Origin of the sequence: Novosphingobium nitrogenifigens DSM 19370 (assembly GCF_000192575.1) — a bacterium.
GTDB lineage: Bacteria > Pseudomonadota > Alphaproteobacteria > Sphingomonadales > Sphingomonadaceae > Novosphingobium > Novosphingobium nitrogenifigens.
Genome location: NZ_GL876926.1, coordinates 624,771 through 641,012 on the forward strand (window position 1 = coordinate 624,771; position 16,242 = coordinate 641,012).

General features: G+C 64.1%; 12 protein-coding genes. 8 read left to right on the forward strand and 4 right to left on the reverse strand.

Going from position 1 to position 16,242, the window contains the following annotated elements; genetic code table 11:
- Window positions 1-7: 7 nt before the first annotated feature.
- Together rdgB and rph are read right to left on the reverse strand one after the other, a co-directional pair.
- Window positions 8-634 (reverse strand): RdgB/HAM1 family non-canonical purine NTP pyrophosphatase, encoded by a 627-nt coding sequence (gene rdgB / locus Y88_RS03165; protein ID WP_008066237.1) that lies wholly within the window; start codon window positions 632-634, stop codon window positions 8-10.
- A 14-nt stretch (window positions 635-648) separates the two neighbouring features.
- Window positions 649-1,365 (reverse strand): ribonuclease PH, encoded by a 717-nt coding sequence (gene rph / locus Y88_RS03170; RefSeq protein WP_008066239.1) that lies wholly within the window; start codon window positions 1,363-1,365, stop codon window positions 649-651.
- 122 nt (window positions 1,366-1,487) lie between these two features.
- On the opposite strand from rph, the gene hrcA reads away from it, so the two are divergent.
- Window positions 1,488-2,552 carry a heat-inducible transcriptional repressor HrcA gene (hrcA, locus tag Y88_RS03175; protein WP_018075425.1) on the forward strand — a complete coding sequence of 355 codons (1,065 nt, stop codon included), beginning with the start codon at window positions 1,488-1,490 and terminating at the stop codon, window positions 2,550-2,552.
- Window positions 2,549-3,121: a nucleotide exchange factor GrpE gene (locus Y88_RS03180; RefSeq protein WP_008066243.1), complete on the forward strand. Its 573-nt coding sequence runs from the start codon at window positions 2,549-2,551 to the stop codon at window positions 3,119-3,121. The genes hrcA and Y88_RS03180 overlap by 4 nt, the downstream gene beginning before the upstream one ends.
- 71 nt (window positions 3,122-3,192) lie before the next feature.
- Here Y88_RS03180 and Y88_RS03185 read toward each other — a convergent pair whose 3' ends face one another.
- A complete protein-coding gene (locus Y88_RS03185; protein WP_008066245.1) occupies window positions 3,193-3,726 on the reverse strand; it encodes a copper chaperone PCu(A)C in 534 nt (177 codons plus the stop codon).
- Window positions 3,727-3,900: 174 nt separating this feature from the next.
- On the opposite strand from Y88_RS03185, the gene dnaK reads away from it, so the two are divergent.
- A complete protein-coding gene (dnaK, locus tag Y88_RS03190; protein WP_008066247.1) occupies window positions 3,901-5,805 on the forward strand; it encodes a molecular chaperone DnaK in 1,905 nt (634 codons plus the stop codon).
- 163 nt (window positions 5,806-5,968) lie between these two features.
- On the forward strand, window positions 5,969-7,105 hold the full coding sequence (dnaJ, locus tag Y88_RS03195) for a molecular chaperone DnaJ (RefSeq protein ID WP_008066248.1): 1,137 nt from the start codon (window positions 5,969-5,971) through the stop codon (window positions 7,103-7,105).
- A gap of 3 nt (window positions 7,106-7,108) precedes the next feature.
- On the opposite strand, the gene Y88_RS03200 is transcribed toward dnaJ, so the two are convergent.
- The gene (locus tag Y88_RS03200; protein WP_026166836.1) at window positions 7,109-9,427 is read right to left on the reverse strand and encodes a patatin-like protein; all 2,319 of its coding nucleotides are present in this window, start codon (window positions 9,425-9,427) and stop codon (window positions 7,109-7,111) included.
- A gap of 303 nt (window positions 9,428-9,730) precedes the next feature.
- Here Y88_RS03200 and Y88_RS03205 point away from each other — a divergent pair, with 303 nt between their 5' ends.
- From Y88_RS03205 to Y88_RS03220, 4 genes are read left to right on the forward strand one after another with little or no spacing between them, the layout of a single operon-like run.
- Window positions 9,731-11,116, forward strand: a complete 1,386-nt coding sequence (locus Y88_RS03205; RefSeq protein ID WP_018075424.1) for a TIGR03013 family XrtA/PEP-CTERM system glycosyltransferase — start codon at window positions 9,731-9,733, stop codon at window positions 11,114-11,116.
- 27 nt (window positions 11,117-11,143) lie between these two features.
- The gene (gene prsK / locus Y88_RS03210; RefSeq protein ID WP_008066256.1) at window positions 11,144-13,297 is read left to right on the forward strand and encodes an XrtA/PEP-CTERM system histidine kinase PrsK; all 2,154 of its coding nucleotides are present in this window, start codon (window positions 11,144-11,146) and stop codon (window positions 13,295-13,297) included.
- On the forward strand, window positions 13,294-14,658 hold the full coding sequence (prsR, locus tag Y88_RS03215) for a PEP-CTERM-box response regulator transcription factor (RefSeq protein WP_008066258.1): 1,365 nt from the start codon (window positions 13,294-13,296) through the stop codon (window positions 14,656-14,658). Before prsK ends, prsR begins: the two co-directional genes overlap by 4 nt.
- Window positions 14,624-16,240 carry a tetratricopeptide repeat protein gene (locus tag Y88_RS03220; RefSeq protein ID WP_232280895.1) on the forward strand — a complete coding sequence of 539 codons (1,617 nt, stop codon included), beginning with the start codon at window positions 14,624-14,626 and terminating at the stop codon, window positions 16,238-16,240. The genes prsR and Y88_RS03220 overlap by 35 nt, the downstream gene beginning before the upstream one ends.
- The last annotated feature ends 2 nt before the right edge of the window (window positions 16,241-16,242 follow it).

Sequence of the window (16,242 nt, forward strand, 5' to 3'; positions counted from 1 at the left end):
GGGCAGCTTATCGCGCAAACTGCTCCGCGACCAGCTTGGCAAAGGCGTCGGCGCGGTGGCTGATCGCCTGCTTGTCGGCAGGATCGAGTTCCGCAAAGGTTCGGTCGTGGCCGCGTGCGACGAAGACCGGGTCATAGCCGAAACCGAGTTTGCCGCGCGGTGGCCAGGTCAGGGTGCCGTCGATGCGTCCTTCGTAGACCGCTTCGCCGCCATCGGGCCATGCAATCGCCAGAACGCAGGAAAACCATGCGTCGCGAGGCGTGTCGGGGCCGAGTTCCGCAAGCTTGCCTTCGACTTTGCCCATGGCCATGTACCAGTCGCGGCCCGGGCCGCCTTCGCGCGGGCCTTTTTCGGCCCAATCGGCGGTATAGACCCCCGGTGCGCCGCCAAGGGCCGTTACCGACAGACCCGAATCGTCGGCGAGCGCAGGCAGGTTGGCCGCCTGTGCCGCCGCATGAGCCTTGAGCAGCGCGTTCTCGACGAATGTCGTGCCGGTCTCGTCGGGCTCGGGCAGGCCAAGCTCACCCGCCGAAATGCAGTCCATCCCGTAAGGGGCCAGAAGCGCGCGGATTTCCTTGAGCTTGCCGGCATTATGGGTGGCAATGACGAGCTTTCCGGGGGTGAGGCGGGGCATGGGGGCTGGTATCCTCAACGACCGGTGGCGCGATCCTGCGCGGCGAAGATTTCGCCGCAGCCGATGCGGGCAAGACGCAGGAGGCGAAGCAGTGCTTCCTCGTCATAGGTCGCGCCTTCGGCCGTGGCTTGCACTTCGGCGATCTGTCCGCCTTCGATCAGGACGAAATTGGCGTCCGCGTCGGCCGTGCTGTCTTCGGTATAATCGAGGTCGAGCACCGGGGTGCCATCGACGATGCCGCAGGAGATCGCGGCGACCTTGCGCGGCAGGGGATCTTCCTTGATCTGGCCGCTCGCCATCAGCTTGTCGACGGCAAGGCGCAGGGCGATCCATGCGCCCGAGATAGAGGCAGTGCGGGTGCCGCCGTCGGCCTGGATGACGTCGCAGTCGAGCGTGATCTGGCGTTCGCCCAGCTTCTTGAGATCGGTAACCGCGCGCAGCGAACGACCGATCAGGCGCTGGATTTCCTGGGTGCGGCCCGACTGTTTGCCCTTGGCCGCTTCACGGCTGCCGCGGGTGTGGGTGGCGCGGGGCAGCATCGAATATTCCGCCGTCACCCAGCCTTCGCCCTTGCCGCGCAGGAACGGGGGAACGCGTTCCTCGACCGAGGCGGTCACGATCACCTTGGTGTCGCCAAAGCCGATCAGGACTGAGCCTTCCGCATGCTTGGTGAAATGGGTTTCAATGGTGATCGCACGCATTTCGTCAGCGGCGCGGCCCGAAGCTCGCATGGGGTCTTTCCTCAAGGATCGCTAAATGGAAGAAGGGCTGCGTTTGGCCGATTGCCCCGATTACCGCAAGACCGATTACGGCAAGACTTGTCCCGGTCGGTGCGAGGGCTACATTGGCGGACATGACCGGGCCCAACCTTTCCGAACTCTCGTCCCGCGCGCGCGACATCTTTCGTCTCGTGGTCGAAGGGTACATCGCCAACGGTCAGCCGGTCGGATCAAAGACTCTGGCCGGGCACGGCGGCATCAACCTGTCCCCGGCTTCGATCCGCTCGGTGCTGCAGGAATTGCAGGATGCAGGGCTGCTTGCCGCGCCGCATACCAGCGCCGGGCGGATGCCGACCGAAGTCGGGCTGCGGCTCTTTGTCGATGGCATCATGCAAGTGGCCGAACCTTCGGCGGCCGAGCGGTTGCAGATCGAACGCGGGCTTGCGCTTGGCGGCACGATCGAACAGGCGCTCGCGGCGGCAAGCTCGGCCCTGTCCGAGCTTTCGGCCGGAGCGGGGGTGGTCATGGTGCCCCATCGTGAAGTGCGGCTTGCGCAGATTTCCTTTGTGCCGCTGGCCCCGCGCCGCGCGCTGGTCGTGCTGGTGGGTGAGGATGGGGGAATCGAGAACCGGGTCATCGAACTTGCTGAGCCGGTCCTGCCCCAGGCGCTTGAACAGGCCGCCAACTATCTGACAGCGCGGCTGGTCGGGCGGACATTGGCCGAAGCGGCCACGGGAATCGCGTCGGAAATCGCGGGCGGGCGCAGTGCGCTCGATACGGCGAGCGCCGATCTCGTCCGGCGCGGTCTTGCCGTCTGGAGCAGTGACGCGGCGCAACGGCCGGTTCTGGTCGTGCGTGGGCAGGCCAACCTGCTCGACGATGCGGCGGTTCACGACATCGAACGGGTTCGCCACTTGCTGGAAGAACTCGAAAGCGTGGAGGCGATTGCCCGCGTGCTCGACGCCGCGCGCGAGGCCCAGGCGACGCGCATTTTCATCGGCAGCGAAAATCGCCTCTTGTCATTGTCCGGTTCGGCGGTCATCGCCGCGCCATGGCGGGACGGCGAGGGACGTGTGGTCGGCGTTGTCGGGGTGATCGGCCCGACGCGGTTGAATTATGCACGCGTCGTCCCCATGGTTGATTTCACGGCTCAATCGCTGAGCAAACTCATCGGACAAGACGGATTTTCGAGAACATGAGCGACAACGAGACACGCGCCCAAGACGCCGAAGTGAAAGCGGAACTGGAAGGCGTGCCCGCCGAGATGATCGATCTGGGCGGGACCGACGGAACGGCCGATGCGCAGCTGGGCAAGCTGGCAGAAGAACTTGAAGTCGCGCGGCAGGATATCCTGTACGCCAAGGCGGAAACGCAGAACGTGCGTCGCCGTCTGGAAAAGGACATCGCCGACGCGCGCGCCTATGCCGCGACCGCTTTTGCCCGCGACATCCTTTCGGTTGCGGACAACCTTGCCCGCGCGCTCGAATCGATTCCGGCCGAACTGCGCGGTGACGACAAGTTCAAGGCGCTGGTTTCCGGGCTGGAAGCGACCGGCCGCGAGCTGGACAAGGTCTTCTCGAGCCACGGCATCAGCCGCATCGCGGCCAAGGGCCTGCCGCTCGACCCGCACCAGCATCAGGCGATGATGGAATTCCCGACCAACGATGTCGAACCCGGCACCGTGGTTCAGGAGCTTCAGGCCGGTTACATGATCAAGGACCGCCTGTTGCGCGCGGCCATGGTCGCAGTGGCCAAGAAGCCGGAATAATTCCCGAACCGTTCGTTCGGAGCGGAAAAGGAAAAGGGGGAGAAGGGCGAACCTTCTCCCCCTTTTTTCGTTCACATCTTCATCGTGCCCATATCTTCGCCCACGGCCTTGACCGAGGCGGCGATCGTTGCCTTGTCTCCGCTGTCGAGCGTGATCGTCAGTTCGGTCCTGTCTCCGGCCTTGAGCTTGCCGTCCGCATCGAACAGCATGACGTGATTGCTGCCCGGCGCGAACGTGATCGGTTTGCCCGCTTCGATGGCGACGCTGTCGAGCGGGGCCATCGTCATCATGCCGCCTTCCATCTTGCTTTCATGCATTTCGGCGCGGGCAAAACCGTCGACATGGACGGCGACGAGCTTGCCTTTGGCCGGGGCGGAGGGGGTCAGCGTGAAATAGGCGACTGCCGGACGGCCCGGAACGGCGGGAAGCTGTACCACCGCGTCCGAAAGGGCGATGCCGGGCGCGCCGGACGGCCCGGGAACGGCACTGGCCGAGGCTTCAGGCGCGTTTTCGCTGCCGCTCTTGTCGCCAGGCGCCTGCGTCTTGGTCGAACAGCCCGAAAGGGCGATCGATGCGGCGGAAATCAGAAGGAAAATGCGGCGCATGGCATGGGCTTTCGCAAGACAATTTGAAGATGGGCAAGATCTAGGGTGGTCGAGCCCTTGTGCCAAGCCGAAGCGCACCTATATCCCGGCCATCTGAGCCGCGAGACGGCCTTTCGCCCGGCAGGGGAGGGGTCACAAGGCGCGGTGTCGCGATTGCGAAGGAAGTGGGGAATTATGGCTAAAGTTATCGGTATCGACCTCGGCACGACCAACAGCTGCGTGGCGGTCATGGACGGCGGGTCGCCCAAGGTCATCGAAAATTCCGAAGGTGCGCGTACGACGCCCTCGATCGTCGCCTTTACCAAGGACGGCGAACGTCTGATCGGCCAGCCGGCCAAGCGTCAGGCAGTCACCAACCCGGACAACACGATCTTCGCGGTCAAGCGGCTTATCGGTCGTCGTTTCGACGATCCCATGACCCAGAAGGACGCTGGTCTGGTCCCTTACCAGATCGTCAAGGGCAAGAACGGCGACGCTTGGGTCAACGCTGGCGGCCAGGATTACAGCCCGTCGCAGATCTCGGCCTTCACTCTTCAGAAGATGAAGGAAACCGCTGAAAGCTATCTCGGCGAAAAGGTCACGCAGGCGGTCATTACCGTTCCGGCCTACTTCAACGACGCGCAGCGTCAGGCGACCAAGGACGCCGGACAGATCGCGGGTCTTGAAGTGCTGCGCATCATCAACGAACCGACCGCTGCGGCGCTGGCCTATGGCCTCGACAAGCAGGACGGCAAGACGATCGCGGTCTACGACCTTGGCGGCGGCACGTTCGACATCTCGATCCTCGAGATCGGTGACGGCGTGTTCGAAGTGAAGTCGACCAACGGCGACACTTTCCTCGGCGGTGAAGACTTTGACACTGCGCTGGTCGAATATCTGGCCGACAAGTTCAAGGCTCGCGAAGGTCTCGACCTCAAGACCGACAAGCTGGCCCTGCAGCGTCTGAAGGAAGCTTCGGAAAAGGCGAAGATCGAACTGTCTTCGGCGCAGACGACGGAAATCAACCTTCCGTTCATCACCGCGCGCATGGAAGGCGGGGCGACCACGCCGCTGCACCTCGTCGAAACGATCACCCGTTCGGATCTTGAACGTCTGGTCGGCAAGCTGATCGAACGCACGCTCGAACCCTGCCGCAAGGCTCTGGCCGACGCGGGCATCAGCGCCAGCGAAATCGATGACGTCGTTCTCGTCGGCGGCATGACCCGTATGCCCAAGGTTCGCGACACCGTGCGCGACTTCTTCGGCAAGGATCCGCACACCGGCGTCAACCCCGACGAAGTCGTGGCGATGGGTGCGGCGATCCAGGCTGGCGTGCTTCAGGGCGACGTCAAGGACGTGCTGCTGCTCGACGTGACCCCGCTGTCGCTGGGTATCGAAACGCTCGGTGGCGTCATGACCCGCATGATCGACCGCAACACGACGATCCCGACCAAGAAGAGCCAGACGTTCTCGACGGCCGAAGACAACCAGCAGGCGGTCACCATTCGCGTGTTCCAGGGCGAACGCGAAATGGCGTCCGACAACAAGATGCTGGGTCAGTTCGATCTCGTCGGCATCCCGGCCGCACGGCGCGGGGTTCCGCAGATCGAAGTGACCTTCGACATCGACGCGAACGGCATCGTCAACGTGTCGGCCAAGGACAAGGGCACCGGCAAGGAGCAGCAGATCCGCATCCAGGCCTCTGGCGGTCTGTCGGAAAACGACATCGACCAGATGGTGCGCGACGCGGAGAAGTTTGCGGCCGACGACAAGAAGCGGCGTGAAGCGGCCGAAGCCCGCAACAATGCCGACAGCCTTGTCCACGCCACCGAACGTCAGCTCGAAGAGCATGCCGACAAGATCGACGGCGCTCTCAAGGGTGAAATCGAAGCGGCTCTGGCCGATGCCAAGAAGGCGATCGAAGGTGGCGACACCGACGAGATCAACGCCAAGGCTCAGGCCCTGACCGAAAAGGCGATGAAACTCGGCCAGGCGATCTACGAGAAGGAACAGGCCGGCGCTGCGGCTCCGGGTGCTGCTCCGCAGGGTGGCGACGACGTGGTCGACGCCGAATTCTCGGAAGTCGACGACAAGGCCTGATGGCAGCTTGCAGTGGGGAAACCGGAGCTTTTTCGGGTTCCCCACTCTGACCGGTCGCCGCCTGCGCGCCTTTTGCGGGCGTTCGGGCGGCGGTCCGTTTGTGCTGCACCGGAATTTCCGCGCTAAACCTTGCCGCCCTAAACCTTGATCGGGAAAACGCCTGATGTCGGCCGAAATTGATTTCTACGAACTGCTCGAAGTCGAGCGCACCGCGGATGACAAGACGATCAAGTCCGCATTCCGCAAGCTTGCCATGCGGTATCACCCCGACAAGAATCCGGGGGACCAGGACGCAGAGGCGAAGTTCAAGCAGATCAACGAAGCCTATGGCTGCCTGTCTGACCCGCAAAAGCGGGCGGCCTACGATCGGTTCGGTCATGCCGCGTTCCAGCAGGGCGGGCCGGGTGGTCCGGGCGGCGGAGCCGGTTTCGGCGACGGCAATTTCAGCGATCTGGGCGACATTTTCGAAACGATCTTCGGCGGCTTCGGCGGCGGCGGGCGTCAACCGGCGCGGCGCGGCGCGGACTTGCGCTATGATCTCGAAATTTCGCTCGAAGAAGCCTTCCACGGCAAGAACACCGAAATCTCGGTCGAAATCTCCCAGGCTTGCGAACCCTGTGCGGGTTCGGGAGCAACGCCCGGCACGGCTACCCGCCGCTGCAACATGTGCGGCGGGCAGGGCAAGGTCCGCGCGCAGCAGGGCTTCTTCATGGTCGAGCGGACTTGCCCGACCTGCGGTGGCCGGGGCGAAGTCATCGAAAAGCCCTGCAAGCATTGTCACGGCGAAGGTCGCGTAGACAAGCCGCAGCGGCTCGAAGTCGAAGTGCCGCCCGGTGTCGACAACGGCACGCGCATCCGCCTTGCCGGCAAGGGTGAGGCAGGGCCTTTCGGCGCACCTCCGGGCGATTTGTACATTTTCCTCCACGTCGCCCGGCACAAGGTGTTCGAGCGCGACGGGACGACCTTGCTGACCCGCGCGCCGATCAGCTTCACGACGGCGGCTCTGGGCGGTTCTATCGAGCTTCCCGGCCTTGATGGGGCCAAGCACGTGATCGAGATCCCAGCGGGGATCCAGTCGGGCAAGCAGTTGCGCAAGCGTGGTGCCGGGATGCCGGTGCTGCAGGGACGCGGTGCCGGTGATCTCGTCATCGAGATCCACGTCGAGACGCCGACGCGCCTCAGCACTCGTCAGCGCGAATTGCTGCGCGAATTCCAGGAAACCGAAACCGGCGAGGAATGCCCGCAGTCCAAGGGCTTTTTCGAACGGATCCGGGACGCCTGGAACGATCTGACCGAATAAGACTCAGGCAAACGCCGCTTCGATTTCGGCGCGGATGCCCGGGATCAGGTCCGGGTCCGCGTCGAGACGCAAGGCTTCCTCGTCGAGAATGGCAAGGAAGGCCTCCCGCTTGAAACGGCCGAGCGTCGCTTCGGGCAGGGGTGGTTCGACGGCCGAGGCGATGATGTCGATCATGCGTTCCGCGCCGTGCAGCCGTCCCCAGAGATAATCGTTTTCGCGATAGGCGCGGCTGAAGAACGCGCCGAAATGATAGAAGGCAATGCCCTTGAGGCAGGCCGGGGCACCGCCCTTGCGGATCGAGCGCGCATCGTCGGGTGAAATGCGGTCGACCTTGATCGGATCGAATTCCCCGAGACCTTCGCCATCCATCATTGCGAGCGTGGCGATATCGTAGAAAGGGAAGCTGAGATAGGCGAGCAGGAAGTGCCGCCGCAGCGGCTTTTCCATCACCATCATGGCCTCGATGATCATTTCTTCGACTTCGTGGTCGAGCACGGCGAGGTCGCGGTGCGCGGCAATGGCCTGCAACACGGCGCCCGGATCGTGCATGATGACGCTTGCCGAAGCGGCAAAGCCGGGGCCGAGCCCTCGTGCCGTCTGGCGTCCCTGATAAAGAGCCTGCGCGCGATAGACCATGTCGCGGGCTTCTTCGCGACCGGTCGTGAGATCGTCGTCGATGTCCCCGGTCCAGTCCTGCGTCAGGCGGCGGGCCAGAAGCTTGAGGCGGCGGATGCGAAAGGCAACGTCGTGCATCCGGAAGAAGGCGATCGATTCCTCGCTCGCATCCCCCTTGTCCGTGACCAGCCTTGCGAGGCCCTGCGCATTGAGATGATCGCTCAGGGCGGCGGCGATGGCCTGCTTCGTCCCCGTATCGGGCGCGACTTCGGCAATGGTGGCCGACAGTTCGGCGATGATCGTGTCTAGCTTGATCCGCGCATAGCCGTGATAGGCAAAGCCCGCCGATTCAGCGGCGGCTTCCTGCGCCTTGACACGCCACGATGCCATTCGGGCGGGACTGGGGAATTCGAAGAACAGGGTGTGGCCGAACAGGCGGGCGACTTTCGCCTCGATATCGGGCCGCATGGCTTCGACAAGCGCGCGCATCCGCGCCCGTTCCTGTGACTGGCTTTCGAGCAGTTCGAGATTGTCGCGGATCGGCTGTTCGCGGGGAATGGTCGAGAGCGAGGCAAAGATGGTGGTGAAGAACCCCGGGGTGCGCGGGCGTGCGCCGATTGCGCTTTCGCGTTCCCGAACCGGGCCGGGAAAGGGCTCGATATAGACGAAGCGCCGGTCGACTTCGCGTCGGGCGGGACGGTCGGGCAGGGCGGCGATCGCTTCGTTGAACGGACGGTTGTTGAGCACGGCACCGTCAATGAGCGCAGCATCGGCGATCGTGCCTTCCTTCCACCGTTCGGGAAGGATGCGATGGAGGAAGGCGTCGCGCCCAACCCATTCGAGGCCGCGTTCATCCACCAGGTCGTCGATTTCCGACACGGTGAGAGGGGGAAAGGCGCCGGGAAAACTGGCCGTCGCCCGTGCCGCAAAAATGAGCTCGGGACTTTGTGCAAGAGGCGCCGCGCCTCCGGCCGTTGCGCGAAACGGGATGGTGACGCGGTGTTCGCCTTCCTCGACGAGCATGGGGCTGTTGAGGCGCAATTCCGCGCGGTGTCCGGCAAGATCGGTGGCGGTGATCACGAGGTCGAGCGGATGACCGGCCGGCAGCAGGGCTTCGCCGTTGCCGGTAACCGCCATCGCGTCGAGCGCGTCGGCAAGCGTGCGGGACAACCCGATGCCGCCAAAAGGTGGCTGGAACCAGCGGGCGCGGATGAGGCGAGATACCTTGCGCCGGACTTCGCCCCGCGTGCCGGGGGAAAGCCCCGCGTCGTCCAGTCCGTTGCCGGGCATGCGCAGCGCCAGCCAGACCACCGGCCAGGCCCAGAGTTTGGCCAGGCGTCCCCACGGACGCGCTTCGGGATCGACGAGCACGTCGCTGTCCGCGCAATCGAGCCAGAGTCGTGTCAGCGGATCGAGGCTCTGTCCGCCGAGCAGGGCCTGCGCCAGAAAGATCGCGTTGATCCCCCCCGCGCTCGATCCGGAAATGATGTCGGGCAAGAGCCGCAAGGCAAGCGCCCGTTCCTCGCCGATGGCGGCAAAGAGGCGCGTATAGATGTCGACCACGCCGGAAGGCGGAGTCTCACCGGCGTGCCAGGCCCGGCTGGCACGGGTGGCGTGCCAGATTTCCTTGGTCACGCCGTGCATGTAGACCGCCAGGCTGATCCCGCCCGAGCAGACCAAGGCCACGCGCAGCTCTTTTTGCCTCATCGCCCATGCATGACAGCTTGCAGGAGGTCTGGCCAGAGGCTCCTTGGGCGGGAAAGGGATGGGGGCGGACCGGTTCGGCGCCGAATCCGGATGATCGGACATAAAATCTGTAAACTTGGCCGACAATGATCAGGGCGATTGTCGCAAAGTTCGCCGATTTCCGTCACTTTTGACAACTCGCTCCCGGGGTGTGACTGTCAGATTTACCGACGCTTTACGCCTCCGGGATATGATCGGAGCAATTGCCTTGGACTGGAACGGACTTTTCGTGCCGGACGGGGTTTGGGAAGGGCATCCGTCTCGATGATCCGCTTGTTCAAGCATTACATCCCCAATGCCGTGATGTTGCTGGCGTTGTTCGACTTCGCCTTGCTGATCGTCTCGGGCGAGCTGGGGTGGGATTTGCGCGCCTGGCAGATCGGGATCGATCCGGGCGATTTCGGACAGCGTTGGGCGCCCGTGCTGACTTTCGCGGTGCTGGTGCAGCTGGCGATGATTTCGGTCGGGGTCTACGGCCCGGATTCGCTGCGATCGATGCGTTATGCGACCGCGCGCCTGCTCGTCGCGATCAGCCTTGGCATCATTGCTCTTTCGGTCGTCTATTTCGTCCTGCCCGGACACACCCTGTGGCGGTCGAACCTGCTTTACGCGATGTTCCTCTCGATGGTCCTCCTGGTCCTGGTGCGGGTACTGTTCGGCGGATTGCTGGGTACATCGGCCTTTCGGCGCCGGGTGCTGGTTCTGGGCGCGGGACATCGTGCGGATCGGCTGCGCAAGCTGGGCGAGCGTCCCGAAGCCGGGTTCGTCATCGTCGGCTATGTCGGCATGAGTGCCCAGCCACCGGAAATCGAGGAAGCGATCCATCGCGACGCCATTTCCAACCTTACGCGGCATGTCGAAAATCTCGGCGTGAGCGAAGTGGTTCTGGCTCTTGAAGAGCGCCGCAATGCCCTGCCGCTCAAGGATCTGTTGCGGATCAAGACCACCGGCGTTTTCGTGACCGAGTTCTCGACCTTTCTCGAACGCGAGACGGGGCGCGTCGATCTCGACACGGTCAATCCGAGCTGGCTGATCTTCTCCGACGGATTTTCCTCGGGCCGGATGGTGTCGAGCGCGATCAAGCGGCTTTTCGACATCGTCGCGAGCATGACGCTCCTGGTGGTCACGGCGCCGATCATCGCGATCTTTGCCGTGCTCGTGAAACTCGACAGCCGCGGTCCGGCCTTTTTCCGCCAGACCCGCGTCGGCCATTACGGCGAGACGTTTTCGCTGATCAAGTTGCGTTCGATGCGGGTCGATGCCGAAGCCAACGGCGCGCAATGGGCGGCCAAGCAGGATCCCCGCGTCACGCGCATAGGTCGCCTGATCCGCAAGCTGCGTATCGACGAACTGCCGCAGACCTGGACTGTCCTCAAAGGCGAGATGAGCTTTGTCGGGCCGCGTCCAGAACGCCCCGAATTCGTTTCCGATCTTGAAGAACAGCTGCCGTTCTATGCCGAGCGGCACATGGTCAAGCCCGGCATCACCGGTTGGGCGCAGATCAACTATCCTTATGGCGCGTCGATCGAGGATGCCCGGCATAAGCTCGAATTCGATCTCTATTATGCCAAGAACTACACCCCCTTCCTCGATCTCCTGATCCTGCTCCAGACCTTGCGGGTGGTGCTGTGGAACGAGGGCGCGCGGTAAGCGTTCAAAGGGAGGGGGCATGCGATCATGACACCGACATTGAACGCCGGCAGCTGGGCCGGGGTTGACGGATGGGTGTTCCTGCTTGCCGCTTTCGGGGCCATGCTGCTTGCGGTGTGGTTGCTCGACAGGCGGCGGCGGCGGCGCGGTTCGACCAGCCTGACGATGATCGTCGGGCTTTGCCTCAATGCGCTGTGGTGCTTGCTGCTCTCGGTCGACGGGCGTGGCGGACTTGTCGCGGGATTGGGGGAAGTCGCCCGCAATCTGGGCTGGCTGGTCGTCGTGCTCAACCTGTTCGCGCGCGACAATCGCGATGAAACGGTGGCGCCGGTGCGGCCGGTGCTGGCCGCGCTCGCTCTGGTCGAACTGTTCCAGATTGCCCTCGCCATCCTCTTCACGCGGTTCGGGAAGATCCCGGCCGCTGCGGAGATGATCGTCCAGCTTTCCGATCTCTTCCACTTGCTGATGACGACCGGCGCGCTGGTCCTGGTTCACAATCTTTACGTGGGGGCGGTTGCCGGACGGCGCGCGGCGGATCGCTGGAACTGCATGGCGCTGGCGCTGATCTGGGGCTATGACCTCAATTACTACACGATCGCCTATCTCGGCCATTCGGTCCCAGAGGATCTCGTCATGCTGCGGGGCCTTGCCCAAGGCGTGGCGGTGGTCCTGTTCGGACTGGGCGAGCGCAGTGGATCGCATGCGCGCTTTTCGCCTTCGCGGGCGGTGGCGTTCCAGTCGCTGGTCCTCCTGGTCATCGGCGTCTACCTGATCCTGATGGTCGGCGCGGCGCAGTCGGTGGCGTGGTTGGGCGGCAATGCCAGCGCGCTGGTCCAACTCGGCTTTGCCTTTGCAACGACGGTGGCGATTATCGCGGCGGTTCCGTCGAGCCGCCTGCGCCGCTGGCTCAACGTCGTTCTGGCCAAGCACTTCTTCCAGCATCGTTATGACTATCGCGCCGAATGGCTGCGCTTTACCCGCACCATCGGGCGGGCGGGGCCCAATGCCCAGCCGTTGCACGCGCGTCTGGTTCAGGCGGTTGCCGACATTACCGACAGCGCGCGCGGCCTGTTGCTGGTGCCGGGCGAGGGCGGCGATCTGGTTCTTGCCGCGCGCTGGCAATGGCCGACACTTGAAGTCCCTGCGAGCGCCCTGCCGCAGGATGCAGTCGCCTTTCTCGAACGGCGCGGGTTCATCGTCGATCTCGACCAGATCCGGGCGGGCACCGATTTCGAAGGGGAAGCGGCCATCGTTCCGGGCTGGATGATTGCCGAAGAGGCGATCTGGGTCTTGGTGCCGCTGATCCATTTCGACCGGCTCGTCGGTCTTGTCGTGCTGGGGCGTCCCTCTGTCGCACGCGAACTCGACTGGGAGGATTTCGACCTCCTGCGCGTGGTCGGGCAGCAGCTTGCAAGCTATCTTGCCGAACACGGCAGTCAGGTCGCCCTGCTCGAGGCGAGCCGGTTCGACGAATTCAACCGGCGCATGGCCTTCGTCATGCACGACATCAAGAACCTGGCCAGCCAGCTTGCCCTGCTGGCCCGCAATGCCGAACGTCATGCCGACAATCCGGCCTTTCGCAGCGACATGCTGGTGACGCTCCGCAATGCTGCCGACAAGCTCAATGCCCTGATCGCGCGCCTGTCTCGCTATGGTTCGGGGACGGTGCAGGCGATTGAGCAGATCGATGCGGCCGACGTGATCCGGGGGATCGCCCACCGCGCCAATGCTGCCCTGGGGCGCGATCAGGTCCTTGCCGCCGATGTCCGCCCCTGCCGCATCCTCGCCGGTCGCGAGCCGCTCGAACAAGTGCTCAGCCATCTGGTCCAGAATGCGCTCGATGCTACCGACAACGGTCTTGGCGTCGTGCTCAATACGCGGGTCGATGGTGCCGAAGGGGTCATCGAAGTGATCGACAGCGGTTGCGGCATGAGCGCCGATTTCGTCCGCAATCGCCTGTTCACGCCGTTCGTGTCGACCAAGTCCGGCGGGTTCGGCATCGGAGCTTTCGAAGCGCGCGAGCTGGTGAAAGCCATGCGCGGAAAGCTCGAAGTCGAAAGCCGCGAAGGGCTCGGAAGCCGTTTCAGTGTCCGCCTGCCTTTGGCGCCATCCGAACCCGATACCTCCATTTCCTCCAGCCGGACTTCTCCGGAATCCCCGATGAAAGTTACCCGAGCATGACTTCCATTCATCCCAAGCTCCTCATCGTCGAGGACGATCCGGGCCTGCAGGCCCAGCTCAAATGGGCCTACGAGGATTTCGATGTCCTGCTCGCGGGGGATCGCCAGACTGCACTGACGCTGTTGCGTGCCGAAGAGCCGCCGGTGGTCACGCTCGATCTGGGGCTGCCGCCCGATCCCGACGGCGTCAGCGAGGGGTTTGCCCTCCTCGACGAGATCATGGCGCTCAAGCCCGATACCAAGGTGATCGTTGCCTCCGGCCACGGCGCGCGCGAATCCGCCCTGCGCGCCATTCAGCGGGGCGCCTATGACTTCTATGCCAAGCCGGTCGACATCGACGCGCTCGGACTGATCGTTCGCCGGGCGCTCCACGTTTACAAGCTAGAGCTCGAAAACCGCCTGCTGGCCGAGCGGGCCCCTGCCGATCATCGCGTTCTCGGACGGCTGCTGACCGCGGCGCCCGAAATGGTCAAGGTCGCCCGCACGATCGAGCGTGTGGCCAACACCAATGTCTCGGTCATGCTGCTCGGCGCCAGTGGGACGGGCAAGGAATTGCTCGCACGCGGGCTGCACGAGGCATCCTCTCGGGCCAAAGGGGCCTTCGTTGCGATCAATTGCGCGGCGATCCCGGAAAACCTGCTCGAAAGCGAATTGTTCGGACATGAAAAGGGTGCCTTCACCGGTGCGGTCAAGATGACCGAAGGCAAGATCGAACAGGCCGATGGCGGCACCCTGTTCCTCGATGAAGTCGGCGACATCCCCTTGCAATTGCAGGTCAAGCTCTTGCGCTTCTTGCAGGAGCGCACGATCGAGCGGATCGGCGGGCGGCGTTCGATCGAGGTCGATACCCGGATCGTTTGCGCCACGCACCAGAACCTTGACGCGATGATTGCGGACGGGCGCTTTCGTGAGGATCTCTACTACCGGCTCGCCGAAATCGTCGTGCGCATCCCTTCGCTTGCCGAACGAGCGGGCGATGCAGTGTTGTTGGCGCGGGCTTTTCTCACGCGCTTTGCGGCGGAGATGAACCCCCAGGTCCGTGGCTTTGGCCCCGATGCACTGGCGGCGATCGACGCGTGGGGCTGGCCGGGCAATGTCCGTGAACTGGAAAACCGGATCAAGCGGGCGGTCATCATGGCCGACGGCAAGCTGGTGACGGCAGCCGATCTCGATCTGGTCGAGCCGGGCGATACTGAGGAGCATTCGCTCAACCTGAAGTCCGCGCGCGAGGCGACCGACAAACGGATGATCCGCCATGCTCTGGCGCGCAGCGAAGGGAATATCAGCAATACCGCACGCTTGCTCGGGATCAGTCGGCCCACGCTCTATGACCTTATCAAGCAATACGATCTCCAGGGCTAGGCTGCTCGGTCGCCTCGGGCTCGGCCTTGCCGCCTGTGGCGCTGCCGCCATGGTAAGCGGCGGGGAGACGGCTGTCGAAAAGGCGCGGCACGATGCCGACGCGGCCTTTGTCCGGCGCGATCCGGTCGCGGCGGAGCTCTTGCTGCGGAATGCGATCAAGCAGACCCATGCCGCGGACGCCCTGCGCGCGTGGCTGGCCGAGGCTCTGTTCTTTCAGGGGGACCGGGACGGTGCGCGCAAGGTCTTGGCCGAGGGGGGCTTCACCCCTGACAGCGCGGGTCTTGGCTTGCGGGTGAAAGGGCAAGTCGCGCTGGCCGACGGCGACCTTGGAGGAGCCGGGGCAGCCTTCGATCAGGCCTTGCGCATCGTTCCTGACGATCCTGACTTGTGGGTCGCGATTGCCTCGTTGCGGTTTACCGGGGGTGAGCAGGAGCAGGCGATCGAAGCCTCGGAAAAGGCGGTCGTCCTCGATCCGAAGAATCCGCGCGCGCTGGCGCTGCGCGGCTTGCTGATCCGCGAACAATACGGTCTCGCCGCATCGTTGCCGTGGTTCGAGGCTGCGCTCAAGAACCATCCCGACGACCCGCCGTTGCTCGATGCCTATGCCTCGACGCTGGGCGATCTCGGACAGTATCGCGCGATGCTGATCGTCTGTCGCAAGCTTGCCGAGGTCGATCCCAAGAACCCTCGCCCCTTCCTGCTTCAGGCAGTTCTGGCCGCGCGGGCCGGACAGACGAACCTTGCCCGCTCGATCCTGCAACGCACGGGCACGACCTATCGCGATATGCCCGCTGCCATGCTGTTGTCGGGGGTTCTCGAGTATCAGGCCGGGAATTACGACAGTTCGGTCGGCGTGCTCGAACGTCTGGTGCGGATACAGCCGGACAACCGCACCGCTCGCCATGTGCTTGCGCGCGCTCTTGGGGCCAAAGGCGACTGGCGCCGTCTCGTCGACTTGTTCGATGGCGATGTCGCGGCGGGGCGTGGCGACGCGGACATGGCCGCGCTGGTGGGCAAGGCGTGGTTGCACCTTGGGCAACCGGGGCGGGGGCGGCCGATCCTTGCCCAGGCCTTGGCGCGAAAAGGGTCGCAAGTGGCGGTTCCGCTCGCTGCGGATGGCGAACTGTCGGTGCTGGCCTCGCGCTATGGCGACGATCCTGCCCATGCGGCCAATGCGGTACCCTATATCCGCGCCCTGATGGCGGCGCACCATCTCGACGAGGCGCAGGACATTGCCGACCGCTTGCGCGACGACAATGACGGCAATGCTGAAGTCAATCTTCTGGCCGGTGACGTGCGCATGATGCGGGGTGATGCTGCGGGAGCCTTGCTCGATTACACCAATGCCGCCGCGATCCGTTTCAACGAGGCGGTTCTGGTCCGCATGGATGCTGCCTTGCGCAGCGCCGGGCGCAAGAGCGATGCGGATGCGATGACCTCTCGTTTTCTGGGGCAGAACCCGTCGAGCGTGACGGCGATGACCTTGCTTGCGGCAAGCTGGGCCGAGGATCCCGCGCGCGCTTCGGATCTTGCCGCCTTGCGCAAGGCCATGCTGGCGCGGGGACAGGATATTCCGCTTTGACC